Origin of the sequence: Streptomyces sp. NPDC091376 (genome assembly GCF_044757085.1) — a bacterium.
GTDB lineage: Bacteria > Actinomycetota > Actinomycetes > Streptomycetales > Streptomycetaceae > Streptomyces > Streptomyces pratisoli.
Genome location: NZ_JBIVUF010000013.1, coordinates 104,312 through 130,313 on the forward strand (window position 1 = coordinate 104,312; position 26,002 = coordinate 130,313).

A 26,002-nucleotide genomic window follows, 5' to 3' on the forward strand; every position below is an offset into this window, starting at 1 on the left:
GAGTAAGGACGGGCCCAGGGGTGCACACCTGGGCCCGCTCGCTTCTTGGGGGAAGCCATCAGCACGTCAGAAATCCTCTGTGCCACGGGTGTCGACCTCTCCTACGGCACACAGTTGGCCGTCAGCGGCGCCGATCTCTCGGTCGCCCGGGGCGAGGTCGTGGCCATCACCGGGCAGAGCGGATCGGGCAAGTCGTCCTTGCTGTACGCCCTCGCGGGCGTGCTGCCCGTCGCCCGCGGACAGGTCCGGTTCGAGAACCGGGCACTCGGGGACCTCACCGACGACGAGATCAGCACACTGCGCCGCGAGCGGTTCGGTTTCGTCTTCCAGTACGGCGAGTTGCTGCCCGAACTGACCATCGAGGAGAACACCGCCCTGCCGCTGCGCCTGGCCGGCCGGCGCAAGAAGCCCGCGCTCGCCGCCGCGGGGCAGGTACTCGACCGGCTCGGACTCGGCGACCTGCGTGAACGGCGCCCTTCCCAGGTGTCGGGCGGACAGAGCCAGCGCGTCGCCGTCGCACGGGCCCTCGTTCACCGGCCGGCGGTCGTCTTCGCCGACGAACCGACCGGATCGCTGGACAGCGCGAACGCCTCGGCCGTACTGGAGGAGTTCCTGAGTCTGGCACGTTCGCAGGACACCGCCGTCATCATCGTCACGCACGACCAGGCGGTCGCCGCGCAGGCCGACACGCACTACACGATGTCCGACGGCGTCCTCACTCCGCGGAGGCCGGTGTGAAGGAGTTCCTGCTCGGTCTGCGTCTGCTGTTCGGCGCCGGCCGCGGCAACCGCATACGGTTCTTCCTGATGGCCGCCGGCGGTTCCCTCGGCGTCTGCTGCCTGGCGCTCGTCCTCACCATCCCGCAGATCCTGGACGCACACGACACGCGTGCGGCCGCACGAGAACCCCGGACCACCTCTGCGCAGCCGGCGGGTTCCACGCTGGTCCTCCAGCGCGCGGACCCCTACGGTTCCGTGACGTTCAACCGGGTCTTCGTCGCCAAGGGGACCGAGGGTTCGGACAGCACCCCGCCGGGGCTGGACGAACTGCCCGGCCCGGGTGAGGTGTTCGTCTCCCCACGGGTGCACGACCTGCTCCGAGAGCAGCCTGCCGTCAAGGGACTGCTGCCGGGCCGCGAGACGGGCCTGATCGGCGCCACAGGGCTCGCCCATCCCGACGAACTGTTCGCCTATGTCGGCACCACGCGTGACCGCATCGCCGACGAGGGCCGTGCCCTGAAGGGCTTCGGATACGACTACGCTCCCTTCCCCGCCGTCGAACCCTCCACCCTCACCACCCTCCGCTTCGCGCTGGGTTCGCTCGTCCTGCTCCCCCTCGGCATCTTCCTGTCCGTCTGCGCTCGGCTGTCCGCCGCCGCAAGGGCCCGGCGGCTCGCGTCCCTGCGGCTGCTCGGAGTGAGTACGCGAGGCATACACCGGGTCAACGCCGCGGAGACCGTCGTCGCGGCGCTGCTCGGCGCCCTGTTCGGCCTCGGCGAAAGCCGGCTCCTCAACCAGATGATCTCCCGCACCGGCCTCGCCAGTCTGCGGTGGTACCCCGAGGACGGCGCGCTGTCCGCGACAACCGTCGCCGTCTGCCTGATCGGCTGCCCGGCTCTCGCCTGGTTGGTCGGCCGGGCCGGTGCGCGCGAGGCAGCCGCCGATCCGCTGGCGGTACGGCGTACCGCAGTGCCCAGGCGCCCCGCCAAGTGGGGCGCTCTCCTCCTCGTGACCGGCCTCGGCATCGTCACCGGCTACTGCGCCACCGGTCTGACCGACCGCCCTGCCGACAGCATCGGCCCCAACGCGTTCCTCATTCCCGTCGGCATCCTGCTCACGGGTCTCGGGCTGGTGCTCACCCTGCCCCTGCTCTCCCACGCCCTCGCACGCCGGGTGGCGCGGAGCACCCGGTCGCTCACCCTGAATCTGGCGATGCGCCGCAACGAGGTGGAGCCGGGCAGCACCATGCGCGTGGTCACCGGACTCGTCCTCCTCGTGTTCGCGGCTTCGCTCGCCCAGGGCGTGCTGATCCAGCTGGAGCAGGTCACCCGGCCCTCCGCTCCCGTGCAGGACTACTCCGTACCCCTGGCCTCGCTCACACCCGAGCAGCAACGCGGCCTCGCCGGCGTCGAGGGCGTCCGCGCACACGCCGTGACGATGGATTCCTGGATCGACCTCGAGAAGCTGGACGGCACGCTCCAGGAACAGGCCACCGCGCTGATTGCCACGTGCGACCAGCTGGAAAGGATGGTCAGGCGTGCCGAGGGCTGCCGGGACGGCACGGTGATGCGGCTCGTCGACCCCAATTCGAGCGTCGGGTCCGACCTGACGCCGGGCACCCCGTTCCCCTACCGCTTCGGCGCCGGCAAGGCGAAGACGCTGAACGTCACGCTCCCCTCCGAACGGATCGTCTACAGCGCGTACCCGGCGTCCGCCGTCGGCAGCGCCGTCCTGCTCGTACCACCGTCCGCCCTGCCCGCCGGCGCCCGGCCGCACTCCGCGCAGATGGTGCTCACCAGCAGCTCGGAACCGGACCGGGTGCGCGAGGTCCTCGACGGCATCGCGGCCCTCGCCCCGATCGCCGAGATCGAACTGATCGGGGTGAACATCCAGGGACTCGAACAGATCGCCGTCATCGAGACATTGCTGGCGGTCGGCATGATCATGGGCCTGGTCATCGGAGTGGCGGCCTTCGTCGTCGCCGCGACCGACCGTGCGGTGGAACGCCGTCCGCAGGTCACCGCCATCATGCTGATCGGTGCCCGGGCGCGCACGGTGCGGACCGTTCAGTGCGTCCAGGTCGTGCTGCCGCTGAGTATCGGACTCGCCCTGGCACTGGTGACGGGCAAGCTCGCCGAGTCCAGCTATCTGATCACCGGAGGCAGCGCCGTCTACTGGGACTTCGCCGGCACGCCCTTGCTCGCGCTCGCGGCGGCGGGCGTCGTGGCCGTGGCGATCGCGGGAACGCTGCCGTTGGCCGGACGGCGCATCGACCCGGAGCTGATCCGCCGCGACTGACCGGCGTCCCCTCGCCGATCCGGCACCGGGCCCCCGGGCGCGGGCCGGCGGGATCCGCGGGCCCGCGGATCGGCGGACCCCATGAGGGCACGGGCCGGCCGGTCGGGCACGAGGGGTACGTGCACGCACCCGGCCGGGGTTCTCGCCTGCGCCACCGAGGTCCTCGGGCGGCCGCCAGCGCCACCAGCGGCCACCGGGGGCCACCAGTGACCCCCGGCGCGGGCCGCCCAGGCGACCGGCAGGCGCTCATCGGACGTCCGGATGGATCAAGCCGCCGTCATCGCCGGACGCGAACACCTGGAGAGCGGGGGCGGCGGTGCGGTCGGTAGGCTCGAAACCTGAGTGCACACAAGAGGAAGACGATGAGCGGGGGCCGACGTGGGGCTGTTCCGGCGAGGGCCGAAGCGTGACGGGGACGACGCGCCCCGGGACGCGGAGTTCGCCTTCTTCTCGGTGGACGAGGGCGCACGCTTCCGCGGCCAGGTCCGGGAGGCGTTCGCCGAACAGGGCCTGGAGGTCACCGTCTACGCCGATGTCGTCGCCGACAGCTCCGGACGGCAGTTCGGGCTCGGCAACCTCGCCGCGGTGTGCCACAACGACCAGCGCGGCCCCCGCGTCTGGCCCGACGTCATCCGCGGACACGTGGGCCTGGTGCTGCGCACCATGGACGCCCCGTCCGCGCTGGACACCCTCCCGGCCGACCAGATCCGGGCCCAGCTCTACCCCCGGGTGATCGGCACGGACGGCCTCGACCGGGACACGTTCCGGTACGCCAGAGCGCTCGCCCCGGGACTCAGCGAGGTTCTCGCCCTCGACCTCCCCGAGAGCGTCATGATGCTCACGGACGACGCGCTCGAGCCGCTCGGGGACGTGCCGGGACTGCGGGATCTGGCGATGGCCAACCTGCGCGGACTGCCGGTCGAGGGCCACGAGACCATCGAGGACGCCGGAGGCATGAGCTTCGACGTGGTCGTCGGCGACTCCTTCTACACGGCGAGCCGGGTCCTGGTCCTGGACGCGCTCGTCCGTCAGGTGACCGGGCAGCACATCACCGCGGACGGGGCGCTGGTCGCGCTGCCGTTCCGGCACCAGCTCGCCTTCCACGTCATCCGCGACGCCGGTGTCATCCCGTCCCTCAACGCCATGGCCGCGTTCGCCGCTTCCGGTTACGCGGACACACCCGGGGCGATCACGCCGTACGTCTACTGGTGGCGGGCCGGGACGCTGACCCAGCTCAGCGACCGCGACGTGGAGGGCGACGGTCTGCGGATCGTCGTCGGCGAGGACTTCCGGGATCTGCTGGAACGGCTGGTCGCGCAGCAGCCGGGGGAGGACTGAGCCGGTAATGGGGCCCGGGTCCGGGTCCGGGGACCCGCGGGGACCGGGTGCCGTCCGGCCAGGGGCCCGTCCGGGCCGATCGGGGAAGCGCAGTGACCGAGGACGAGGACCGACCGCAGGAGGAGCCCATGCCCACCACCGCCGAGCCCGCGCCGCCGACGCCGTTCACCGCCGACGACTACCGCGCCAGGATGGCCCGGGCCGCCCGGTCGGCCGCCGAGGCCGGGCTCAGCGGCCTCCTCGTGGCTCCCGGCCCCGACCTCGTCCACCTCACCGGCTACCAGCCCGTGACGACCGAGCGCCTCACCGTCCTGGTGCTCGTCGAGGGCCAGGACCCCGTCCTCGTCGTGCCGTCGCTGGAAGCCCCCGACGCCGGGCGCGCCCCCGGAGCGCCCGCGCTGAAGCTGCGCGACTGGACCGACGGCAAGGACCCGTACGCCGTCACCGCCGCGCTGCTCGAGGGCAGGGGCCGCTTCGGGATCAGCGACAACGCCTGGGCCATGCATCTGCTCGGTATGCAGCGCGAACTGCCCGGCACGACGTACACCGCGCTCTCGGACGCCCTGCCGATGCTCCGGGCGGTCAAGGACGCCCATGAGCTGGCCCGGCTTGAGGCCGCGGGCGCGGCCGCCGACGAGGCGTACCGCGAGATCCTGGGGGTCCGCTTCTCCGGACGCAGGGAGAGCGAGATCGCGGCCGACCTCGCCGCCCTGCTCCTGCGCTTCGGCCATTCGCAGGTCGACTTCACGATCGTCGGATCCGGCCCGAACGGCGCCAACCCGCACCACGAGGCCGGCGACCGCGTCATCGCCGAGGGCGACATGGTGGTGCTCGACTTCGGCGGCCTCCGGCACGGCTACGGCTCGGACACCACCCGCACCGTCCACGTCGGCGAACCGTCCGCCGAGGAGCAGCGGGTCCATGACGTCGTGCGCGCGGCACAGCAGGCCGGGTTCGAGGCGGTCCGGCCGGGCGCGGCCTGCCAGGACGTCGACCGGGCGGCCCGTGCGGTGATCGACGACGCCGGGTACGGCGCGTACTTCATCCACCGGACCGGGCACGGGATCGGCGTCACGACGCACGAACCGCCGTACATGATCGAGGGGGAGGAGCGGCCGCTCGTTGCGGGCATGTGCTTCTCCGTCGAGCCCGGGATCTACCTGCCCGGGCGCTTCGGGGTGCGGATCGAGGACATCGTGACGGTGACGGAGAGCGGCGGGCGGCGGCTGAACAACACCCCGCACGAGCTGGCGATCGTGCGGTAGCCGCGACCGCCCTCACCCGGGGGCATCGCGTGGGTTTCCCGGCGGCTTCCCGGGGATCCGCGGCGCCCCCGTACGCAGCCGTACCTCGCGTCTCACCCGTCGCCCAGCACCACACACGACTCCCCGGCGACGTCCAGCACTCCGTCCGCCCCGGGCGGGGAGGCCGCGTCCCAGGACGCGAGGACCCGCGCCGCCCGGGCGCCGCCACCGCCGAGCGGGATCGACGCGGGCTCCTTGCCGAGGTTGACGACGACGCGCACATCGCCGCGGCGGAAGACGAGCCAGCGGGCGTCCTCGTCGAAGGCGACGCGGACCGACGCCAGGTCCGGGTCGCAGAGGTCGGGCTCGCGGCGGCGCAGGGCGATCAGTTCGCGATGCCAGGCGAGGAGGCGGGCGTGGGGCTCGCGGGTCCGTTCGGAACGGTCCAGGCAGGAGCGGTCACGGGTGGCCGGGTCCTGCGGGTCGGGGATGTCCTGCGGGTCCCAGCCGGACAGGGCGAACTCCCGCCGCCTGCCCTGCCGTACGGCCTCGGCCAGCCCCGGATCGGTGTGCTCGGTGAAGAACTGCCAGGGCGTACGGGCGCCCCACTCCTCGCCCATGAACAGCATCGGCGTGGACGGTCCGGTGAGCACCAGCGCGGCGGCGCAGGCGAGCAGCCCGGGGGAGAGGCTCGCGGAGAGCCGGTCGCCGAGGGCGCGGTTGCCGATCTGGTCGTGGGTCTGGGCGTAGCCGAGGAAGCGGTGCGCGGGTGTGCGTACGAGGTCGACGGGCCGGCCGTGGGTGCGGCCGCGGAACGTCGAGTACGTACCGTCGTGGAAGAAGACGTGCCCGAGGGTCTTGGCGAGCGCGGCGAGCGGGGCGCGGGCGAAGTCGGCGTAGTAGCCCTGGGACTCCCCGGTCAGGGCGGTGTGCAGGGCATGGTGGAAGTCGTCGTTCCACTGGGCGTGCAGACCGAGCCCGCCCTCCTCGCGCGGCGTGGTCGTACGCGGATCGCACAGATCGGACTCGGCGATGAGGAACAGCGGCCGCCGGACGTCCGCCGCGAAGGCGTCGACCGCCGCCGACAGCTCCTCCAGGAACGTCAGCGCACGCGTGTCGGCGAGCGCGTGGACGGCGTCGAGCCGCAGTCCGTCGACGCGGTAGTCGCGCAGCCAGGCCAGCGCGCTGCCGATCAGATACGCGCGGACCTCGTCGGAGCCGGGCGCGTCGAGGTTGATCGCCGAGCCCCAGGGGGTGTGGTGGGTGTCCGTCAGGTACGGGCCGAAGGCGGGCAGATGATTGCCCGACGGGCCCAGGTGGTTGTGGACGACGTCCAGGACCACGCCGAGACCGAGACCGTGCGCCGTGTCGACAAAGCGCTTCAGCGCCTCCGGGCCGCCGTACGGCTCGTGCACGGCCCACGGGGAGACACCGTCGTAGCCCCAGCCGTGCGTCCCCGGGAAGGGACAGACGGGCATCAGCTCCACATGGGTGACGCCCAGGCCGGCCAGCTCGCCGAGCCGGCCGGCCGCGGCGTCCAGCGTGCCCTCGGGCGTGTAGGTGCCGATGTGCAGCTCGTAGAGGACCGCTTCGGCGAGATCCCGGCCCTGCCGGCCCTCGTTGCGCCACACGTACGCGTCGGGAGCGACCACCGCGCTCGTACCGTCCGGACCGTCGGGCTGACGGCGCGAGCGCGGATCGGGCAGCAGCGGGCCGCCGTCGAGCCGGAATCCGTACCGCGCCCCGTCACCCGCCTCCGCCTCGGCCGACCACCAGCCCTCCCGCGCCGGGTCGCGCTCCATCTCCTGTTCGGTGCCCTCCAGCCACAGGTCGACCCGGTCCTGCGCCTGCGGTGCCCATACCTCGAACAGCACTGGTGATCGATCCCCTGTCATGTCGTCGCCATGTCGTCGTCAGCGGCATTCCTACCCATCCTGGCGACTTCGCGGTCTTCAGGTGCCGTACTCACGGGTACTAGGGTCCCCGCCATGACCCCGCCCTCCGCGACACCGCCGTCCCCGCCGCCCTCGGCCGCGACCGAGCCGACCGGCACACCGCACGCCGCGAAGCCGCCCACCACGACATCGCCGGCCGCGACCCCGGCGTCCACCACGTCGCCGGCCGCGCCCTCGACGTCCATCACCACATCGCCGGCCGCGTCCTCGATACCCGCCTTTCCTCCCGGCTTCCTGTGGGGCGCCTCCGCCTCCGCGTTCCAGACCGAAGGCGCCGCCCGCACCGACGGCAAGGGCCCTTCTGTCTGGGACGCCTTCGCGGCCGAACCCGGGCGCATCAAGGACGGGGCCGACGCCTCCCGCGGCACCGGCTTCCACGAGCGCTACCGCGAGGACGTCGCCCTGCTCGCCCAACTCGGCGCCGGGGCCTTCCGGTTCTCCGTCAGCTGGCCCCGGGTGATCCCCGGCGGCACCGGGCCGGCCAGCCCCGCGGGACTCGGCTTCTACGACCGGCTCGTCGACGAGTTGTGCGCCCACGGCATCACCCCGGCCCCGACCCTCTACCACTGGGACACCCCGCTGCCCCTGGAGGAGGCGGGCGGCTGGCTGAACCGCGACACCGCCGCCCGGTTCGCCGAGTACGCGGCCATCGTCGCCGAACGTCTCGCCGACCGCGTCCCCATGTGGATCACCATCAACGAGCCCGCCGAAGTGACGATGCTCGGCTACGCGCTCGGCGAGCACGCGCCCGGCAAAAAGCTCCTCTTCGACGCCCTGCCCGCCGCCCACCACCAGCTGCTCGCCCACGGCCTCGCCGTCCAGGCGCTGCGCGCCGCCGGAGCCGGCGACGTCGGCCTCGCCGTCTCCCACTCGCCCGTGCACGCGGCGAGCGACAGCGACGAGGACCGCTCCGGGGCGGAGATCTACGACACCCTCACCAACCGGCTGTTCGCCGACCCGCTGCTGACCGGCCGCTATCCCGACGGCTTCGGCGACCTGATGCCGGGACCCGTCGCCGACGACCTCGCCGTGATCTCCCAGCCCCTCGACTGGTACGGCGTCAACTACTACAGCCCGATGCTGGTCGGCGCGCCCGCCCCCGACGCCCTCGACTCGTACGCCGGGCTCGGCATGCCCGACGGACTCCCCTTCGGACTGCGGGAGATCGACGGCGCCGAACGCACCCACTTCGGCTGGCCCGTCGTCCCGGACGGGCTGCGCGAACTGCTCGTCGGCCTCCGGCAGCGCTACGGCGACCGCCTCCCGCCCGTCCACATCACCGAGAACGGCTGCTCGTACGAGGGCCTCGACGACGCGCGCCGCATCGCGTTCCTCGACGGGCATCTGCGGGCCCTGCACCGGGCGGTCGAGGAAGGCGTCGACGTACGCGGCTACTTCGTCTGGTCGCTGACCGACAACATCGAATGGGCCGAGGGGGCCTCGCAGCGCTTCGGACTCGTCCACATCGACTACGTCACGCTGCGGCGCACCCCGAAGGCGTCGTACGCGTGGTACCGCGACGTCATCCGCGCCCAGCGTGCCCCGGGGACCAGCACCGGGTCAGGGGACTGAGCGGATCCGCCACACCAGGATCCCGCCGAGGACCGTGACGAGCGCGGAGGTCAGATAGAGGCCGGCGTATCCGCCCGCGTACGCCACGACCGGCGCGGCGAGGGCCGGACCGAGGACCTGGGGGGCCGAGTTGGCGATGTTGATGAGCCCCAGGTCCTTGGCGCGGTCCCCGGCACTCGGCAGCACCTGGGTGATCAGCGCCTGGTCCACCGCGATGTACGCCCCGAAGCCGAGGCCCAGCAGCAGCGCGGCGGCCATGGCCACCGGCCAGGTGTGCCAGAACGTCAGCAGCAGCGACGCCGCGCCCATCACCACCGAACTCACCGACACCAGCACCTTGCGCCGCCCCCACCGGTCCGAGACGACGCCGCCGGCGACGGCCGTCACGACGACCCCCGCCGTGTAGAGCAGGGTGAGGACGAGCACGCCCTCGTCCGGATGCGGGTGACGCACCGCGTCCTTGAGGAAGTACAGCAGGTACAGCGTGCCGATGGCGTTGCCGAGCATCACCAGGAAACGCGTCAGCCAGGCCCAGCCGAAGTCCGGGTGCGTGCGCGGGTTCACGAGGAAGTCCCCGGGGCGCACCCGTGCCCGGCGTGCCTCGCGAGGCACCCGGGGATCGCCGGGATCGCGGGGATCGCCGGGATCGCGGGGATCGCGGGTGAGGACGACGAACGGCAGCGCGCACAGCACGACGAGGAGCGCCAGCAGCAGGTAGCCCGCCGCCGTCGACGTCACCACCATCGTCACCAGCAGTGCGCCGACGACCAGACCGAGGGTCTGCGGGATCCCGATCCAGCCGGAGACCGCCGCCCGCTGGCCGACCGGGACCTGGTCCGGGACCACCGCGCTGGTACCGGCGAGCATCGCGTTCAGCCCGAGCTGCGCCAGGCACCAGCCGAGCGTCACCCCGACGACCGTGGTCTGCGCCGACGTCACGGCGAGACCGGCCGCACCCGCCACCGCGCCGCCCAGGATCCACGGACGGCGGCGGCCGAAGCGGCCGCCCGTACGGTCGGACAGGGCGCCGGCGAGCGGATTGGCGACGACGGCGACGAGCGCGCCGGTTCCGGTGGCCCAGCCGAGAGCGAGTTCCTTGCCCGCCGGGTCGATGGCGTCGATCTGCTCGGCGAGCAGCACCTGGATCGGGGTGAGGAACGCCATGTACAGGCCGAGGCAGGCCAGTGCGAGCGCCGATGTCCAGCCGCCGCCGACACGCGCCCGCGGCTCCGAGTGCAGCTCCTGCGTCGTCATCGGCCGGCCGCCGTCCGCTCGGGGGTGCCCGGAGCCTACGGACACCCCCTGGCCGGATCAATACCCGGAACCGGACGGGCGCCGGCCGGGTCGACAGCCCGCGTCAGAAGGTGAGATGGATCCTCTCCTGCACCACCGGGTGCCCCGCCTTCGCGAAGTTCGCCGCCATCGGGACATTGCTCTGGTCGGTCGCGCCCGCGATGAACTCGGCGCCCTGCTCGGCCAGGAAGCGCGTGCACTCCACGAGCAGGTCGTACGCGTAACCGCGGCCGCGCTGCTCCGGCACGACGCCGATGAAGCCGACACACGGCCCCGAGGGGTTGTGCGCCGGGATGTGCACGCCGGCGAGCTCGCCCTGCGGGGTGTACGCCAACTGCCACCACTCGCGCGGTGAGGGGCACCAGTGGAAGAAGTCCAGCTCCTCCTGCGCGGCCTGCTCCAGGCCGCCTTCGGCGATCGCCCGGATCGCGTGGGCGTCCAGCGTGCCCGTATGGACACGGCGCAGGACGTCGAGGATCACGGTGTCGTCGGGCTCGGGCCGGAACTCCAGGCGTCCGGGCCGCTCCGGCAGCCCGCACTCCGGCGTCCACCGGTACTGGAACCGCTCCACGAGGACGCGCATCCCGGCCGCCCGGGCGGCGCGGAGCCGTGTTTCGGCGGCGGCCAGGTGCACCGGGTCCTCGCGCCAGCCGGCGGGCAGGATCAGTTCGTACTCGACCCGGAACGGGGAGCTGCGCAGCAGTTCGGCGCCCGCTTCCTCCTCGCCCTCGGCGACATCGAACCAGTTGAGATTGACCGGTGACATGTCACCGGTCGCGCCCCACCACGCGGCGCGCGCGACGATCCTGCCGTCGCGGAGCGCGATCCGCTTCCAGTCGGGGCGGTGCGTGGCACGGGACAGCGCGCGGCCCACACCCAGCGGGTCGGGCAGCGCGTCGAAGAGACGGGCGTCGCTCTCGGAGAGCGGGAGCGTGCGGATGAGGGGACCGTTCGCAGCGGTCATGGTGGAAGTCCTCCGGGACGTCGCATGTGTTGATGCGCTCCCGGTCAGACGGTGAACGCCGGGCGGACGGGGCGGGAGCGCGGGATTCGTGTGGTCGGCACTGCACTCGCCTCCTGCCGTCGTCGCGGGCGTCGGGAGCACGTTAGAGGGCCGCGGGCGGTGCCGTCCAGGGGATTCTCCGTACAACCGGTGGCCGTACGACGGCCGTACGGCGGAAGTGATCTTCACCGGTCCTTCTGGACACCCGGGGCACTCGGCCCGACAATCACGAATGTGACGTCCTCCTTCGAGTTCCAGACGTATCCCGCGCGGCCTTCCGACGCCGAGCGGGACCGGGTGCTCGGGATGCTCAGGGAGGGCGCGGTCCAGGGGAGGCTGTCGCACGACACGTTCGTCCGGCGCATGGAACTCGCCCTGGCCGCCCGCAGGCCCGACGAACTGCGGGCGCTCACCGCGGACCTGCACACCGAAGGACGGCTGTCGAAGCGGCTGTTCGGCGCGGTCGGCAGGATCTCCGCGTTCTCCGTGCGGCTCGGCCGCGCCTGGAAGGCCGAGCGGCTGCCCCCGCTGCTGCTGCCGGAGCCCGGACCGTACCCCCTGCGCATCGGCCGTGACCCCGCCAACGGGCTGCGGCTCAGCCATGAGACGGTGTCGCGGCTGCACGCCGAACTGACCCTGCGCGGCGGACTGTGGGTGCTGCGCGACCTCGGCTCGACCAACGGCACCACCGTCAACGGCCGCCGGGTGACCGGCTCGGTCGTGGTCAAGGCCGGGGACATGGTGAGCTTCGGCCACATGAGTTTCCGCCTCGACGCCCGCTGAGGCCGACGTTCTCGGCGCGACCCGGGGCTGACTCTGCGTGATGCCCTGAATCGCGGCTTTCCTCCCTCCTGGGTAGCTTCTTGACCAGGTGCCCTGCCACGCGGCAGCCGGTGACACGGCCCGCGCGACCGGCCCTCCGCGAGAGCCCGAGGCAAGGAGAGCAGCATGTCCCGACCCATCGCCGTGGGAGTGGACGGCTCCGAGGGGAGTCTGGCGGCCGCGGACTGGGCCGCCGACGAGGCCGCACGCCGCGGCACCGCCCTGCGGCTGGTGAACGCCACGCGGTGGATGGAGCACCAGCTGCAGGCCGTGAAGGTGTCCCACGAGGACCGCGCCGACGAGGCGGAGGGTGTCCTCGACGCGGTGGAGGAGCGCGTACGGGCCCGCAGGCCCGGCCTCACGGTGACCTCGCACGAGATCGAGGACTCGCCGGCCAAGGTGCTGCTCGCCGCGGGCTCCGAGGCGGAGCTGCTGGTCATGGGGTCGCACGGCCTCGGCAGCGTCGGCGGCTTCATCGTCGGCTCGGTCGGGCAGGAGGTGGTCGGCGACGCCGCCGGCCCGGTCGTGCTGGTCCGGCCGGGTGGGCGGGACGGCGCGGACGGCGCGGACTCCCGGAAGGTCGTCCTCGGTCTCGACGTGCGCGACATGAGGAACGAGCTGCTGGAGTTCGCCTTCGCCTACGCGGCCCTGCACGACCTGCCGCTGCACATCGTCCACAGCCGGCCCGCCCCGTTCTTCCACCGCCACGAGGCGGCCGCCGAGGCCGCAGCGGGGTCGGACGCGGACGCGGCCGCGCTGTCGGGCGCGGTACGCCCCTTCCGGGACACGTTCGCGGCGGTCAAGGTGTCGGAGGTGTCGGCCCCCGGGCGGGCGGCCGACCACCTCGTCGACGCGGCCCGCGACGCGCGTCTCGTCGTCGTGGGCAGGCGCCGCGCGGCCAAGGGCTCGCACATCGGGTCGGTCACCCACGCCGTGATGCACCACGCCCCCTGCCCCGTGGCCGTCGTGCCCCACGCCTGACCCATGTCCGTCACACGTCTGACAGGAGCCGGCCGCGGGCCGGCCGAAGCGGCCCGGCGGGCATTTCACCCGCGGCGGGTGAGGCCCGGCGCACCGCACGCGGGCACCCTGACAGCACGATCACCCGTGCCGCGGAGCCGGCGCCCGGCCGCCGGTGTCCGGGAGCCGTCCGTGCGCCGTCCGCCGGGCGGGCCGGAGCCCGCCGAGACCGGGGAGTGCTCATGACCGACCTGGACACGCTGTCGGTGAACACCATTCGTGGCCTGTGCATGGACGCCGTCCAGCAGGCGGAGTCCGGGCACCCGGGCACGCCGATGGGGATCGCCCCCGTCGCCTGCACGCTGTGGCAGCGGTTCCTGCGGTTCGACCCCCAGGACCCGATCTGGCCCAACCGGGACCGGTTCGTGCTGTCCGAGGGACACGCCTCGGTGCTGCTGTGGTCCCTGCTGCATCTGAGCGGAGTGCACGCCGTCGACCCGGACTACGAGGTGCTGGGCCGCCCCGCGGTCACCATGGAGGACCTGAAGTCGTTCCGGCAGCTCGGCTCCCGCTGTCCCGGCCATCCCGAGTACCGGTGGACGAGCGGCGTCGAGACCACGACCGGGCCGCTCGGCCAGGGCGTCGCCACGTCCGTGGGGATGGCCATGGCGGGCCGGTGGCTCGCCGGACGGTACAACCGCGAGGACGCCACACTCTTCGACTTCGACGTGTACGCGCTCGCCGGGGACGGCTGCATGATGGAGGGCGTCTCCTCGGAGGCCGCGTCCCTCGCCGGCCACCAGCGGCTTGCCAATCTGTGCTGGATCTACGACTCCAACCGGATCACCATCGAGGGCCACACCGAACTCACCTTCACCGAGGACGTCGCCGCCCGCTTCCTCGCCTACGGCTGGAACGTGACCACCGTCGCCGACGCCAACGACCTCGACGCCGTGACGCGTGCCTTCCACACCTTCCGCGCCGAGGACGAACGCCCCACCCTCATCGTCGTGCACAGCCACATCGGCTACGGCTCACCCGTCGAGGACTCCCCGAAGGCCCATGGATCGCCGCTGGGACCCGACGGCGTACGGGCGGCCAAACGCTTCTTCGGCCTCCCCGAGGACGAGCAGTTCTGGGTCCCCGACGCCGTTCGCGAGCGGTTCGCCCAGAGCATCGGCACCCGCGGCGCCGAACTGCGCACCGCCTGGCACAAGCGCTTCGACGCCTACCGCACCGCCCACCCCGTTCTCGCCGACGAGCTCGAACGCATCCAGCGCAGGGAACTGCCCGACGGCTGGGACCGGGCGCTGCCCGAGTTCCCCGCCGACCCCAAGGGCCTCGCCACCCGCGACTCCTCGGGACAGGTCCTGAACGCCCTCGCGCAGAGCGTGCCCTGGCTCCTCGGCGGCTCCGCCGACCTCTCCCCGTCGACCAAGACCCGCCTCACCTTCGACGGTGCGGGGGACTGCGAGCCGGACGAGCCCACCGGACGCAACCTCCACCTGGGCATCCGGGAGCACACCTCGGCGGCCGTGGCCAACGGGATGGCGCTGACGAAACTGCGGCCCTACTGGTCGGGCTTCCTCATCTTCTCCGACTACGCGAAGGCGGCCATCCGGCTGTCCGCGCTGATGGAGATCCCGGTCGTGCACATCTTCACCCACGACTCCATCGGCGTCGGCGAGGACGGCCCCACCCACCAGCCCGTCGAACAGCTCGCCGGACTGCGGGCGATGCCCGGCCTGCTGGTCTTCCGCCCCGCGGACGCCGGCGAGGTCGTGGAGACCTGGCGGGTCGTCGCCGGACTGCGCCATGAGCCGGCGGCGCTGATCCTCTCCCGCCAGGCCCTTCCCACGCTCGACCGCACCCGGCTCGCCCCCGCCTCGGGCGTCGCCCGCGGCGCCTACGTCCTGGCCGACGCACCGTCCGGCGAGCCGCAGGTGATCCTGCTCGCCACGGGGTCCGAGGTGGCCCTCGCGCTGTCGGCGCGGGAGGAACTCGCCGCCGAGGGCATCGGCGTCCGGGTGGTCAGCATGCCGTGCTGGGAGCTGTTCGACCGTCAGCCGCAGCAGTACCGCGACGAGGTGCTGCCACCGTCGGTGACCGCGCGCGTGGGCGTCGAGCAGGCCTCCACGTTCGGCTGGGACCGCTACGTGGGCGATCACGGCGCCCTCATCGGCATGCACACGTTCGGTGCCTCGGCACCCCTGAAACAGCTGCTCACGAAGTTCGGATTCACCCCGCAACGGGTGGCCCAGGTCGCACGCGAACTGGTCACGGCCGCCCGCGAGGAGGCCACGACGTGAACACCGCTTCGAGGAACGGGGAGATCGGCCATGACCACTGACTCACCCATGCAGATCGGCATGGTCGGACTCGGCCGGATGGGCGCCAACCTGGTGCGCCGGCTGATGGCCGACGGCCATCGCTGCGTCGTCTACGACCTGGACTCCGAAGCCGTACGGGAGCTGGAGAAGGAGGGGGCGACCGCGGCCAGCTCGCTCCACGACCTCGTCGACAAGCTGGAGCAGCCCAGGAACGTCTGGCTGATGCTGCCCGCCGGCGTGGTGCAGCCGACGCTCGACCAGCTGGTGGCCCTGCTCGCCACCGACGACACCGTCATCGACGGCGGTAACTCCTACTACCGCGACGACATGGCCCGGGCCGCTCAGCTCGCCCCCAGCGGGATCCACTACGTCGACTGCGGGACCTCCGGCGGCGTCTGGGGCCTGGAGCGCGGCTACTGCCTGATGATCGGCGGCGACGACGCGGCGGTCGAACGGCTGGACCCGGTCTTCCGCACCATCGCCCCCGGCACCGGCGACGCGGAGCCGACACGCGGCAGGACCCGCACCGACGGGACCGCGCCCGAGGGCTATCTGCACTGCGGCCCGAGCGGCGCCGGGCACTTCGTCAAGATGGTCCACAACGGTGTCGAGTACGGGATGATGGCCGCCATCGCCGAGGGGCTCAGCATCATCAAGCACGCCGACGCGGGCCTGCGCTCACGCTCCGTCGACGCCGAGACGGCCCCGCTGCGCGAGCCGGAGGCGTACCGGTACGAGATCGACGTGGCCGAGGTCGCCGAGGTGTGGCGGCGCGGCTCGGTCGTCGGCTCCTGGCTCGTCGACCTCGTCGCCGACGCCCTCGCCCGCTCACCCGGGCTCGACGCGTACACCGGCCGGGTCTCCGACTCCGGCGAGGGCCGCTGGACGGTCCTGGCGGCCGTCGACGAGAGCGTCCCGGCGCCCGTCATCAGCGCCGCGCTGACCCAGCGGTACGAGTCGCGCGGGCTCGGCGAATTCACCGACAAGGTGCTGTCCGCGATGCGTGGCGAGTTCGGCGGCCACGCCGAGAAGACGGGGTGAACCGTGACCAGCCGTTCCCACAGCACGCACCACGGACCCGTCCCCGACGACCACGTCATCGTGCTCTTCGGCGCCACCGGCGACCTCGCCCGGCGCAAGCTCCTGCCGGGGCTGTTCCACCTGGCCAAGGCCGGGCTGCTGCCCGCCCGCTACCGGATCGTCGGTTCCGCACCGGCCCAGTCGGCGCTCAGCGACGACGAGTTCCGCAAACGGGCCCGGGAGGCGGTCGCCGAGTTCGGCAGCTCCAAGCCCGAAGGCAAGGTGTGGCAGGAGTTCGAGGACGCGCTGTCCTTCGGCGCGGCCGACCCGGACGATCCCGCGCCGCTCCTCGCCGCCGTGGGCGAGGCCGAACGCGCCGTCGGCGGCAGCCCGCGCCGGCTGTTCCACCTCGCCGTGCCGCCGGCGGCGTTCGCCTCCGTCATCGAGATCCTCGGCGCCACCGGCCTCGCCGAGGACGCGCGTGTCATCGTGGAGAAGCCCTTCGGCACGGACCTCCCCTCGGCCCGGGCCCTCAACGCGACGATCCACGCCGTCTTCGACGAGTCCCAGGTCTTCCGCATCGACCACTTCCTCGGCAAGGAGTCGGTCGACAACATCCTCGCCCTGCGGTTCGCCAACGGCTACTTCGAACCCGTCTGGAACCGCGACCACATCAGCCATGTGCAGATCGACGTGCCGGAGAAGATCGGCATCGAGGGCCGCGCCCAGTTCTTCGAAGGGACCGGGACCTTCCGCGACATGATCGTGACCCATCTCTTCCAGCTCCTCGGCTTCGTGGCGATGGAACCGCCGACGGCGCTCTCGGCGAAGCCGCTGCGGGACGAGAAGGAGAAGGTGTTCCAGTCCATGCGGCCCCTGGACCCGGCGCACGTGGTCCGCGGCCAGTACGCGGGCTACCGCGAGGAGCCGGGCGTCGACCCCCGATCCGACACCGAGACGTTCGTCGCGCTGCGCGTCGAACTCGACAACTGGCGCTGGGCCGGGGTGCCCTTCTACCTCCGCTCGGGCAAGTCCCTCGCCGAGGGCAGACACGTCGTGACCCTGGGCTTTCGCGAACCCGCGCTGCGGATGTTCCCGATGGCCGCGAGGGGTCACGGAGCCCGCAACAACGAGCTGGTGATCGACTTCGACGACCCCGGCCGGATCGCCGCCCGGTTCCTCGTCAAGGCCCCCGGCCCCGCCATGCGCCTGTCCGAGGCCGACATGGTCTTCAGCTACGCGGAGTCCTTCAACACGATCCACGCGCTGGAGGGCTACGAGCGCCTCATCCTCGACGCCATGCTGGGCGACCAGTCGCTGTTCACCCGCTCCGACGGGATCGAACGGCTCTGGGAGGTGTCCACCCCGCTGCTGGACGACCCGCCGCCCGTCGAACCGTATGCCCCCGGATCCTGGGGCCCTGACCGCGTCAACCGGCTCATCTCGCCGTACCACTGGAGTCTGCCGGGCCGTCAATGACGTCCGTGACCGCACCGGATCAGTAGCCTCGACCGCATGCTGGGGCTTCCGGATCACGTCCGCACCTGCCTGTTCGACCTCGACGGCGTCCTCACGCGCACCGCCAAGGTGCACGCGGCCGCGTGGAAGGAGATGTTCGACGACTATCTGCGGCAACGAGCCGGGCGCGAGGGCGTGCCCTTCGTCCCGTTCGACGCCGTCCACGACTACGACGAGTACGTGGACGGCCGGCCCCGTGAGGACGGGGTCCGCACCTTTCTCGCCTCGCGCGGCATCGAACTGCCCGAGGGCGGCCCCGACGACCCGCCGGAGACGGAGACGGTCAACGGACTCGGCACCCGCAAGAACGACCTGGTGCTCCGCATGATCCGCGAGGACGGCGTGGAAGCGTACGAGGGCTCGGTGGCCTTCGTCCGGGCCGCCAGGGACGCGGGGCTGCGGCGCGCCGTCGTCTCCTCCAGCGCCAACTGCCGGGACGTGCTGGCCGCCGCCGGCATCGAGGACCTCTTCGAGGAACGCATCGACGGGGTCGTCGTCAGGGAACAGGGGCTGCGGGGCAAGCCCGCTCCGGACACCTATCTGGCCGCCGCCCGCTTGCTCGGCGCCGAACCGGGCGACGCGGCGGTGTTCGAGGACGCGCTCGCCGGAGTGGAGGCCGGAAGGGCCGGACGGTTCGGCCTGGTGGTGGGCGTCGACCGGACCGGGCAGGCGGCGGAGCTGCGGCGGCACGGCGCGGACGTCGTCGTGACCGACCTCGCCGAACTGATGGAGTCACCATGATCACCCACTCCGGTTACGCGGTCGAACCGTGGTCCCTGCGCGAGACCGAGCTGAACCTCGACCTCCTCTCCCAGAGCGAGTCCGTGTTCGCCCTGTCCAACGGCCATATCGGCTGGCGCGGCAACCTCGACGAGGGCGAACCCCACGGACTGCCCGGGGCCTACCTCAACGGTGTCCACGAGCTGCACCCGCTGCCGTACGCCGAGGCGGGGTACGGCTACCCCGAGTCCGGCGAGACGCTGATCAACATCACCGACGGCAAGATCATCCGGCTGCTCGTCGACGACCACCCCTGCGACCTGCGCTACGGCGAACTCACCGCCCACGAGCGCGTACTGGACTTCCGCACCGGCGTCCTGCGCCGCACCGCCGACTGGACGTCCCCCGCCGGCCTCTCCGTACGCATCACCTCCGAGCGGCTGGTGTCGTTCACCCAGCGGGCGATCGCCGCGATCGCCTACGAGGTGGAGCCGCTCAACGGCAGCACCACCGTCGCCGTCCAGTCCGAGCTCGTCGCGAACGAGCAGATGCCCCATGACACGGGCGACCCGCGCGTCGCGGCCGCGATCGACTGCCCGCTCGTGCCGGAGGAGGACTTCGCCCAGGACACCCGGCTGCGTCTGGTGCACTGCACCCGGCGCAGCGGCCAGCGGGTCGGAGCCGCGGCCGACCATCTGATCGACGGACCCGAGGGCACGACCTGGTCCGCCGAGAGCGAGCCGGACGTCAGCAGGCTCACGGTCACCTCGACCCTCGAACCCGGCCGGCGGCTGCGGCTGGTGAAGTTCGTCGGGTACGGATGGTCAGCCGAGAGGTCCCTGTCCGCGGTGCGCGACCAGGTCGACGGCGCCGTCGCCGCCGCCCGGAGCACGGGCTGGGAGGCACTGCTCGCCGAACAGCGGGCCTATCTGGACCACTTCTGGTCCGGCGCGGACGTCGAGGTCGACGGCGACGCGCAGATCCAGCAGGCCGTGCGCTTCGCCCTCTTCCATGTGCTGCAGGCGGCCGCCCGCAGCGAGGAACGGGCCATCCCCGCCAAGGGCCTGACCGGCACCGGCTACGACGGGCACTCGTTCTGGGACGTGGAGTCCTTCGTCCTGCCCCTGCTGACCTTCACGGCGCCCCAGTCCGTCGCCCCGGTGCTGCGCTGGCGGCACGCCACCCTGCCCGCGGCGCGCGACCGCGCCCACCAGCTCGGACTCGCCGGAGCCGCGTTCCCCTGGCGGACCATCAGCGGCGCCGAGTGCTCGGCCTACTGGCCGGCCGGCACGGCCGCCTTCCACATCAACGCCGACATCGCCTACGCCGTGGTGCGGTACGTGGCCATCACCGGCGATGTGACGTTCGCACGCGGACCCGGACTGGAACTGCTCGTGCACACCGCCCGGTTGTGGCACTCGCTCGGCCACCACGACCCCGAGGGCGTCTTCCACATCGACGGTGTCACCGGCCCCGACGAGTACAGCGCCATCGCCCGGGACAACCTGTACACCAACCTGATGGCGCGCCGGAACCTGACGGCCGCCGCGGAGCTGGCGGCACGCCACCCCGACCGTGCCGAGGAACTCGGCGTCGACGACGAGGAGACCGCCGCGTGGCGGGACGCCGCCGCCCGGATCGCGGTGCCGTACAACGCGGCACTCGGCGTGCACGAGCAGTCGGCCGGCTTCACCGGCTTCCAGCACTGGGACTTCGCCGCCACCTCGGCGGAGCAGTACCCGCTGCTGCTGCACTTCCCCTACTTCGACCTCTACCGCAAGCAGGTCGTCAAACAGGCGGACCTGGTCTTCGCCATGGTGACCTGCGGGGACGACTTCACGGCCGAGGAGAAGGCACGCAACTTCGCCTACTACGAGGCCCTGACCGTACGGGACTCCTCGCTCTCGGCGTGCTGCCAGGCCGTCATGGCCGCGGAGACCGGGCATCTGCGCCTCGCCTACGCCTATCTGGGCGAGGCGGCCCTGATGGACCTGGAGAACCTGGAGCACAACACCCGCGACGGGCTGCACATCGCGTCCCTCGCCGGCACCTGGATGGCCCTGGTGCTCGGGCTCGGCGGAATGCGCCAGCACGAGAGCGAGGACGGCGGGATCGGCCCGCTCGGCTTCGCCCCCCGGATGCCGGAGCAGCTGTCCGGGCTGAAGTTCACCGTGATGGTACGGGGGCGCAGGCTGCGGGTGGACATCCGCCGCAGCACGGCCCGCTACGTTCTGGAGGAGGGCGAGCCGCTGCATCTCCTGCACCACGGCGAGCTGCTCACCGTCTCCGCGGACCGGCCGGTGGAGCGCCCCCTGCCCCCGCCGCGGGTCCTGCCCGAACCCTCGCAGCCCAAGGGCCGCCCCCCGGCCGACCGCTCACCCACCGGGGCCTTCGACGGCGACGAGGACACCGACTGAGCCTCACGCCCGGTCGCGGGGGGCCTGCCCGGTCCCGTCCGCTCGCTCCAGCAGGGCTACCGGGCGTGCGCCGAACAGCTCCGACAGGGGCACGGACGCCCCGCCCCGGAACTCCCGGTCCGGGGACAGCAGATCCGTCCAGCGGCCCTCGGGGAGGGGCAGCGCGGTGTCCCTCCAGCCGCCCGACTCCTCCAGCCGCAGCGAGAGCCGGGTCACCGCCGTGACCACCTCGCCCGAGCGGCAGAACGCCACGCAGTGGCCGGCCGCCGGACCTCGCGCCGCCAGGGGCTCGTACGTGCCCGACTCGCCGAACGCCCCGGGACGCCGGCGGCGCAGCAGCAGCGCCGTCCGGGTGAGCTCCGTCTTCTCGCCGGCCCGCCGCCGGCGGAACGGCTCCCGGTTGTCGGGGTCGACCAGCGCCAGGTACTCGTGCTCAGCGCCCTGGTACACGTCGGGCACTCCCGGCATGGTCAGCTGCACCAGCGCCGCGCCGAGCGTGTTGGCCCGGGTGTACGCCTCGACCTCCCGCGTGAACAGGGCCACCGTGTAGAGCGGGGGTCCGCAGGGTCCCGCCTCCACGAAGTCGCTCACCGCCTGCTCGTAGGAGGCGTCGGGCTCGGTCCAGCTCGTGTGCAGCCCGGCCTCCCGCACCGCCTTCAGCAGCGGTGGGCCGAGCCGTCCCGGGTGCGGGATCCCCAGGCCGAACGCCGTCTGCCAGGCCACCCAGGCGACATGGCGGTCGGGCGCCGGCACCCCGGCGACGGACTCCAGCAGCCGCCCCCACCGCTCGGGGCACTCCGTGAGCACGGCGATCCTCGCCCGTACGTCGGCGCTGCGCTTGGTGTCGTGCGTGGACAGCACCGTGCCGGTGGACGGCCAGTCCCGCGCCAGCCGGCCGCAGTAGTCGTGGAACTCCTCGGGGCTCACCGCGGGCTTGCCGGGATCGCCGCCCACCTCGTCCGCCGAGAGGAGCGGGACGTAGCGGAAGTACGCGGTGTCCTCCACCGACTTGGCCCGCAGCGCCGACGAGGTCTGCGCGAAGCGGACGCGGAACGCCTCCTGGTCCGGGCCCTCGCCGAGCCGGCCGAGCGCCAGGTCCCGGATCACGTCGACCGCGTCCGCCTCGTCGGCCACCGCGAACGCCGCCTTCGCGCGCAGTGCCGCGTCGCTCGTCAGGGCCGACTCGCCGCCGGTGCGGTAGGGCCGGTAGACGGGCACCCGCACCAGCAGTTCCCGGATCGCGGCGCGCAGCGCCCACGGCGCGTGATCGCGCAGCGCCGTGTCCGTGGCGCAGACCCGTTCGGCCAGCCGGGCCAGCGCCTCGGTCTCGGCGGCCAGCTCGTGCGTCATCACCTTGTACGCGGCGCGCCTCGCCGTGGCTCCCCAGTAGCCGCCGCGATCACCGGTGGGTGCGGCGAAGTCCCGGTACAGCCGCAGCAGTTCCCCGGCGCCGTCGGGGTCGGTGAACAGCCCGTCGACGCGGTGCAGCGCGTCGTACCCGGTGGTGCCGTCGACCGGCCAGGCCGCCGGCAGCCGCTCGTCGCCGGTGAGGATCTTCTCCACGACGGTCCAGCAGCCGCCCGTCGCCTCGTTGAGCCGGCGCAGGTACTCCTCCGGGTCGGCGAGTCCGTCCGGATGGTCGATCCGCAGCCCGTCGACGACCCCGTCCCGCACCAGCTCCAGGATCTTGGTGTGGGTGGCGGCGAAGACCTCGGGGTCCTCGACCCGTAGCCCGATCAGCTCGGAAACGGTGAAGAACCGGCGGTAGTTGAGCTCGGTGCGGGCCAGGCGCCACCAGCCGAGCCGGTACCACTGGGCGTCCAGCAGCTCCGGCAGCGCGAGCCGTTCCGTGCCCTCCCGCAGCGGGAACGTGTGTTCGCCGTAGTGCAGGACCCGCCCCTCCACCCGCAGTGAGCCGAGCTCCTGCCCGAGCCGCCCGCCCAGCACGGGCATCAGCACCCGCCCGCCGCCCGCGTCCCAGTCGATGTCGAACCACCGGGCGTACGGGGAACCGGGGCCCTCGCGCAGGACCTCCCACAGCGCCCTGTTGTACCGCGGCACGGCGGCCATGTGGTTGGGCACGATGTCGAGCACCAGTCCGAGCCCGTGGTCGCGTGCCGTACGGGCGAGCGAGCGCAGTCCCTCCTCGCCGCCGAGTTCCTCCCGGACGCGGGCGTGGTCGACGACGTCGTAGCCGTGCGGGGAGGCGGGCACGGCCTCCAGCACGGGCGACAGATGCAGATGCGAGACACCGAGGCCGGCGAGATACGGGACCGCCTCCTCGGCGGCCCGGAAGGGAAAGGCCGGCTGGAGCTGGAGCCGGTACGTGGCGGTGGGCGTCATGCGAACGTACGTACCCGCATCGCGGCGTTCTGTGTCATCGTGCGCCGCAACCGGCGGGGTGGGCCGGGCGACGTTCACCTGATACGACGAACGCCGCCCGTCCGGCTCCCTCCACGGCCGGCCGTCACGACCTGCCCGTTTCCGGCCGGTCCGCTCCCCGGTCCGCTCCCCGGTCCGCTGCCCGGTCCGCTCCCGGACCGGCTGCTACGCGGGCCGCCGCAGCACCGTCAGACTCCGGCTGATCATCCGGACCCGCTCGCCCGCCGCCACCTTCGGCCCCTGGCCCGGAGGGACGCCCTCCGGGCGGGCGGTGTCCACCACGACCTGCCAGGTCCGTCCGTGGTTCACCGGAACCGCGAAATCCAGGTCCTCGGCGCTCGCGTTGAACATCAGCAGGAACGAGTCGTCCGAGATCCGCTCTCCCCGCGGCCCCGGCTCCGAGATCGCGTGGCCGTTGAGGAACACCGTCAGCGCCTTGGCATGGGCGGCCTGCCAGTCCCGCGACGTCATCTCCCCGCCCTCCGGGGTGAACCAGGCGATGTCGGACAGCTCGTCGTGCGTGCCCTCCACCGGCCGGCCGTGGAAGAAGCGCCGCCGGCGGAACACCTGGTGGTCGCGGCGCAGCCAGACCATCGCCCGGGTGAAGGCGAGGAGCGTGCCCTCCTGGTCGGCGGTCGACTCCGGCCAGTGCACCCAGGAGAGCTCGTTGTCCTGGCAGTAGGCGTTGTTGTTGCCGGACTGCGTACGGGCGAACTCGTCGCCGTGGCTGAGCATCGGCACGCCCTGGGACAGCATGAGCGTCGCGATGAAGTTGCGCATCTGCCGGTTGCGCAGCTCCCGTACCTCGCCGTCCTCGGTCTCGCCCTCCGCCCCGCAGTTCCAGGACCGGTTGTGGCTCTCCCCGTCCCTGTTGCCCTCCCCGTTGGCCTCGTTGTGCTTCTCGTTGTACGCGACGAGGTCGTGCAGGGTGAAACCGTCGTGGCAGGTGACGAAGTTGACCGAGGCGAGCGGACGCCGTCCGTCGTCCTGGTACAGATCGGAGGAGCCGGTCAGCCGGGACGCGAACTCGGCGAGCGTGCGCGGCTCCCCGCGCCACAAGTCCCGTACGGTGTCGCGGTACTTGCCGTTCCACTCGGTCCACAGGGGCGGGAACTTCCCCACCTGGTAGCCGCCCTCGCCGACGTCCCACGGCTCGGCGATCAGCTTCACCTGGCTGACCACCGGATCCTGCTGGACCAGGTCGAAGAACGAGGAGAGCCGGTCGACCTCGTGGAACTGGCGCGCCAGGGTCGCCGCGAGGTCGAAGCGGAAGCCGTCGACGTGCATCTCGGTCACCCAGTAGCGCAGCGAGTCCATGATCAGCTGGAGCACGTGCGGCGAGCGCATCAGCATCGAGTTGCCGGTGCCGGTGGTGTCCGTGTGGTAGCGGCGGTCCTCCGACAGCCGGTAGTAGGAGGCGTTGTCGATGCCGCGGAACGACAGCGTCGGGCCGAGATGATTGCCCTCGGCCGTGTGGTTGTAGACCACGTCGAGGATGACCTCGATACCCGCCTGGTGCAGCGCGCGGACGGCGGACTTGAACTCCAGGACCTGCTGTCCGCGGTCGCCCCACGACGCGTAGCGGTTGTGCGGTGCGAAGAACCCGATCGTGTTGTAGCCCCAGTAGTTGTTGAGCCCTGAATCGACCAGCCGGTGATCGTTCACGAACTGGTGCACCGGCATCAATTCCAGTGCCGTGATGCCCAGTTCCGTCAGATGCGAGATCACCTCGGGGTGCGCGAGCCCCGCGTACGTCCCGCGCAGCTCCTCCGGCAGCGCGGGATGCATCATCGTCAGACCCTTCACATGGGCCTCGTAGAGGATCGTGCGGTGGTAGTCGGTCCGCGGCGGACGGTCGTCTCCCCAGTCGAAGTAGGGATTGACGACGACCGACGTCATCGTGTGCGGGGCGGAGTCGAGATCGTTGCGCGAGTCCGGTCTGCCGAAGTGATAGCCGTAGACCGCCTCGCCCCAGTCGATACGGCCGCTCATCGCCCGCGCGTACGGGTCGAGGAGCAGCTTCGCCGAGTTGCACCGCTGCCCGCGCTCCGGCGCGTAGGGGCCGTGCACCCGGAATCCGTACCGCTGTCCGGGCATGACACCCGGCAGATAGGCATGGCGGACGAACGCGTCGGTCTCGCGCAGCTCGACCGCCGTCTCGGAGCCGTCGTCGTGCAGCAGACACAGCTCGATTCGGTGCGCGGCCTCGGAGTAGACCGCGAAATTGGTGCCGGCGCCGTCGTACGTGGCACCGAGTGGATACGCCTGTCCCGGCCAGACCTGCATAGATAAGACTCTTCCACTTCTGATCCGGGTGCTGGGAACCTCTTCGGCCGAATCCTCCCCGAAAGTAGGGCAACCTCCTAGGACTTACCACCGTCCTACCGGGTGACCACGGGTAAGAGGGGGGA

At 72.2% G+C, this 26,002-nt stretch carries 17 protein-coding genes; 12 read left to right on the top strand and 5 right to left on the bottom strand.

The genetic code is table 11. The annotated features are described in order from the left end of the window. Nucleotides 1-45 precede the first annotated feature (45 nt). The 4 genes from ACIQMR_RS26260 (at nt 46) to ACIQMR_RS26275 (ending at nt 5,620) form a co-directional block, all read left to right on the top strand. A complete protein-coding gene (locus ACIQMR_RS26260) occupies nt 46-738 on the top strand; it encodes an ABC transporter ATP-binding protein (protein WP_401391906.1) in 693 nt (230 codons plus the stop codon). Continuing rightward, nucleotides 735-3,017 (top strand): ABC transporter permease, encoded by a 2,283-nt coding sequence (locus tag ACIQMR_RS26265; protein ID WP_401391909.1) that lies wholly within the window; start codon nt 735-737, stop codon nt 3,015-3,017. The genes ACIQMR_RS26260 and ACIQMR_RS26265 overlap by 4 nt, the downstream gene beginning before the upstream one ends. Nucleotides 3,018-3,395: 378 nt before the next feature. Next, nucleotides 3,396-4,355: a hypothetical protein gene (locus tag ACIQMR_RS26270; RefSeq protein ID WP_401391912.1), complete on the top strand. Its 960-nt coding sequence runs from the start codon at nt 3,396-3,398 to the stop codon at nt 4,353-4,355. A gap of 128 nt (nt 4,356-4,483) precedes the next feature. Beyond that, a complete protein-coding gene (locus ACIQMR_RS26275) occupies nt 4,484-5,620 on the top strand; it encodes a M24 family metallopeptidase (RefSeq protein ID WP_401391915.1) in 1,137 nt (378 codons plus the stop codon). 92 nt (nt 5,621-5,712) lie between these two features. Here ACIQMR_RS26275 and treZ read toward each other — a convergent pair whose 3' ends face one another. Next, a complete protein-coding gene (gene treZ, locus ACIQMR_RS26280) occupies nt 5,713-7,473 on the bottom strand; it encodes a malto-oligosyltrehalose trehalohydrolase (protein WP_401391917.1) in 1,761 nt (586 codons plus the stop codon). 114 nt (nt 7,474-7,587) lie between these two features. On the opposite strand from treZ, the gene ACIQMR_RS26285 reads away from it, so the two are divergent. Continuing rightward, nucleotides 7,588-9,126, top strand: a complete 1,539-nt coding sequence (locus tag ACIQMR_RS26285) for a GH1 family beta-glucosidase (RefSeq protein ID WP_401391920.1) — start codon at nt 7,588-7,590, stop codon at nt 9,124-9,126. Here the strand turns inward: ACIQMR_RS26285 and ACIQMR_RS26290 are convergent. Next, on the bottom strand, nt 9,115-10,380 hold the full coding sequence (locus tag ACIQMR_RS26290; RefSeq protein ID WP_401391923.1) for an MFS transporter: 1,266 nt from the start codon (nt 10,378-10,380) through the stop codon (nt 9,115-9,117). The two genes, ACIQMR_RS26285 and ACIQMR_RS26290, sit on opposite strands and share 12 nt — an antisense overlap. Nucleotides 10,381-10,483: 103 nt before the next feature. Continuing rightward, nucleotides 10,484-11,383, bottom strand: coding sequence for a GNAT family N-acetyltransferase (locus tag ACIQMR_RS26295; RefSeq protein ID WP_401391926.1), 900 nt, complete (start codon nt 11,381-11,383; stop codon nt 10,484-10,486). A 273-nt stretch (nt 11,384-11,656) separates the two neighbouring features. Here ACIQMR_RS26295 and ACIQMR_RS26300 point away from each other — a divergent pair, with 273 nt between their 5' ends. The 7 genes from ACIQMR_RS26300 (at nt 11,657) to ACIQMR_RS26330 (ending at nt 21,209) form a co-directional block, all read left to right on the top strand. Next, nucleotides 11,657-12,205 (top strand): DUF1707 and FHA domain-containing protein, encoded by a 549-nt coding sequence (locus ACIQMR_RS26300; RefSeq protein WP_401391929.1) that lies wholly within the window; start codon nt 11,657-11,659, stop codon nt 12,203-12,205. Between the two features lie 165 nt (nt 12,206-12,370). Next, nucleotides 12,371-13,225 carry a universal stress protein gene (locus ACIQMR_RS26305; RefSeq protein ID WP_401391932.1) on the top strand — a complete coding sequence of 285 codons (855 nt, stop codon included), beginning with the start codon at nt 12,371-12,373 and terminating at the stop codon, nt 13,223-13,225. Nucleotides 13,226-13,446: 221 nt separating this feature from the next. Beyond that, nucleotides 13,447-15,513 (top strand): transketolase, encoded by a 2,067-nt coding sequence (gene tkt, locus ACIQMR_RS26310; protein WP_401391934.1) that lies wholly within the window; start codon nt 13,447-13,449, stop codon nt 15,511-15,513. Between the two features lie 30 nt (nt 15,514-15,543). After that, nucleotides 15,544-16,575, top strand: a complete 1,032-nt coding sequence (gnd, locus tag ACIQMR_RS26315; protein WP_401391937.1) for a phosphogluconate dehydrogenase (NAD(+)-dependent, decarboxylating) — start codon at nt 15,544-15,546, stop codon at nt 16,573-16,575. A 3-nt stretch (nt 16,576-16,578) separates the two neighbouring features. Further along, nucleotides 16,579-18,033: a glucose-6-phosphate dehydrogenase gene (zwf, locus tag ACIQMR_RS26320; RefSeq protein WP_401391940.1), complete on the top strand. Its 1,455-nt coding sequence runs from the start codon at nt 16,579-16,581 to the stop codon at nt 18,031-18,033. 36 nt (nt 18,034-18,069) lie between these two features. Next, a complete protein-coding gene (locus ACIQMR_RS26325; RefSeq protein WP_401391943.1) occupies nt 18,070-18,813 on the top strand; it encodes an HAD family hydrolase in 744 nt (247 codons plus the stop codon). Beyond that, entirely contained in the window at nt 18,810-21,209 is a 2,400-nt protein-coding gene (locus ACIQMR_RS26330) for a glycoside hydrolase family 65 protein (RefSeq protein ID WP_401391946.1), read from the top strand. Before ACIQMR_RS26325 ends, ACIQMR_RS26330 begins: the two co-directional genes overlap by 4 nt. 3 nt (nt 21,210-21,212) lie before the next feature. Here the strand turns inward: ACIQMR_RS26330 and treY are convergent, their stop codons facing one another. Both treY and glgX read right to left on the bottom strand, forming a co-directional pair. Further along, nucleotides 21,213-23,552 carry a malto-oligosyltrehalose synthase gene (gene treY / locus ACIQMR_RS26335; protein WP_401391949.1) on the bottom strand — a complete coding sequence of 780 codons (2,340 nt, stop codon included), beginning with the start codon at nt 23,550-23,552 and terminating at the stop codon, nt 21,213-21,215. A gap of 204 nt (nt 23,553-23,756) precedes the next feature. Further along, a complete protein-coding gene (gene glgX, locus ACIQMR_RS26340; protein ID WP_266387593.1) occupies nt 23,757-25,877 on the bottom strand; it encodes a glycogen debranching protein GlgX in 2,121 nt (706 codons plus the stop codon). Nucleotides 25,878-26,002: the final 125 nt, after the last annotated feature.

Excerpts from the sequence above, each read along its gene's own strand:
- ACIQMR_RS26275 (WP_401391915.1), top strand. The coding sequence starts at position 4,484 with ATGCCCACCACCGCCGAGCCCGCGCCGCCGACGCCGTTCACCGCCGAC.
- ACIQMR_RS26285 (WP_401391920.1), top strand. The coding sequence starts at position 7,588 with ATGACCCCGCCCTCCGCGACACCGCCGTCCCCGCCGCCCTCGGCCGCG.
- ACIQMR_RS26290 (WP_401391923.1), bottom strand. The coding sequence starts at position 10,380 with ATGACGACGCAGGAGCTGCACTCGGAGCCGCGGGCGCGTGTCGGCGGC.
- ACIQMR_RS26295 (WP_401391926.1), bottom strand. The coding sequence starts at position 11,383 with ATGACCGCTGCGAACGGTCCCCTCATCCGCACGCTCCCGCTCTCCGAG.
- ACIQMR_RS26305 (WP_401391932.1), top strand. The coding sequence starts at position 12,371 with ATGTCCCGACCCATCGCCGTGGGAGTGGACGGCTCCGAGGGGAGTCTG.
- tkt (WP_401391934.1), top strand. The coding sequence starts at position 13,447 with ATGACCGACCTGGACACGCTGTCGGTGAACACCATTCGTGGCCTGTGC.
- gnd (WP_401391937.1), top strand. The coding sequence starts at position 15,544 with ATGACCACTGACTCACCCATGCAGATCGGCATGGTCGGACTCGGCCGG.
- ACIQMR_RS26325 (WP_401391943.1), top strand. The coding sequence starts at position 18,070 with ATGCTGGGGCTTCCGGATCACGTCCGCACCTGCCTGTTCGACCTCGAC.
- ACIQMR_RS26330 (WP_401391946.1), top strand. The coding sequence starts at position 18,810 with ATGATCACCCACTCCGGTTACGCGGTCGAACCGTGGTCCCTGCGCGAG.
- treY (WP_401391949.1), bottom strand. The coding sequence starts at position 23,552 with ATGACGCCCACCGCCACGTACCGGCTCCAGCTCCAGCCGGCCTTTCCC.
- glgX (WP_266387593.1), bottom strand. The coding sequence starts at position 25,877 with ATGCAGGTCTGGCCGGGACAGGCGTATCCACTCGGTGCCACGTACGAC.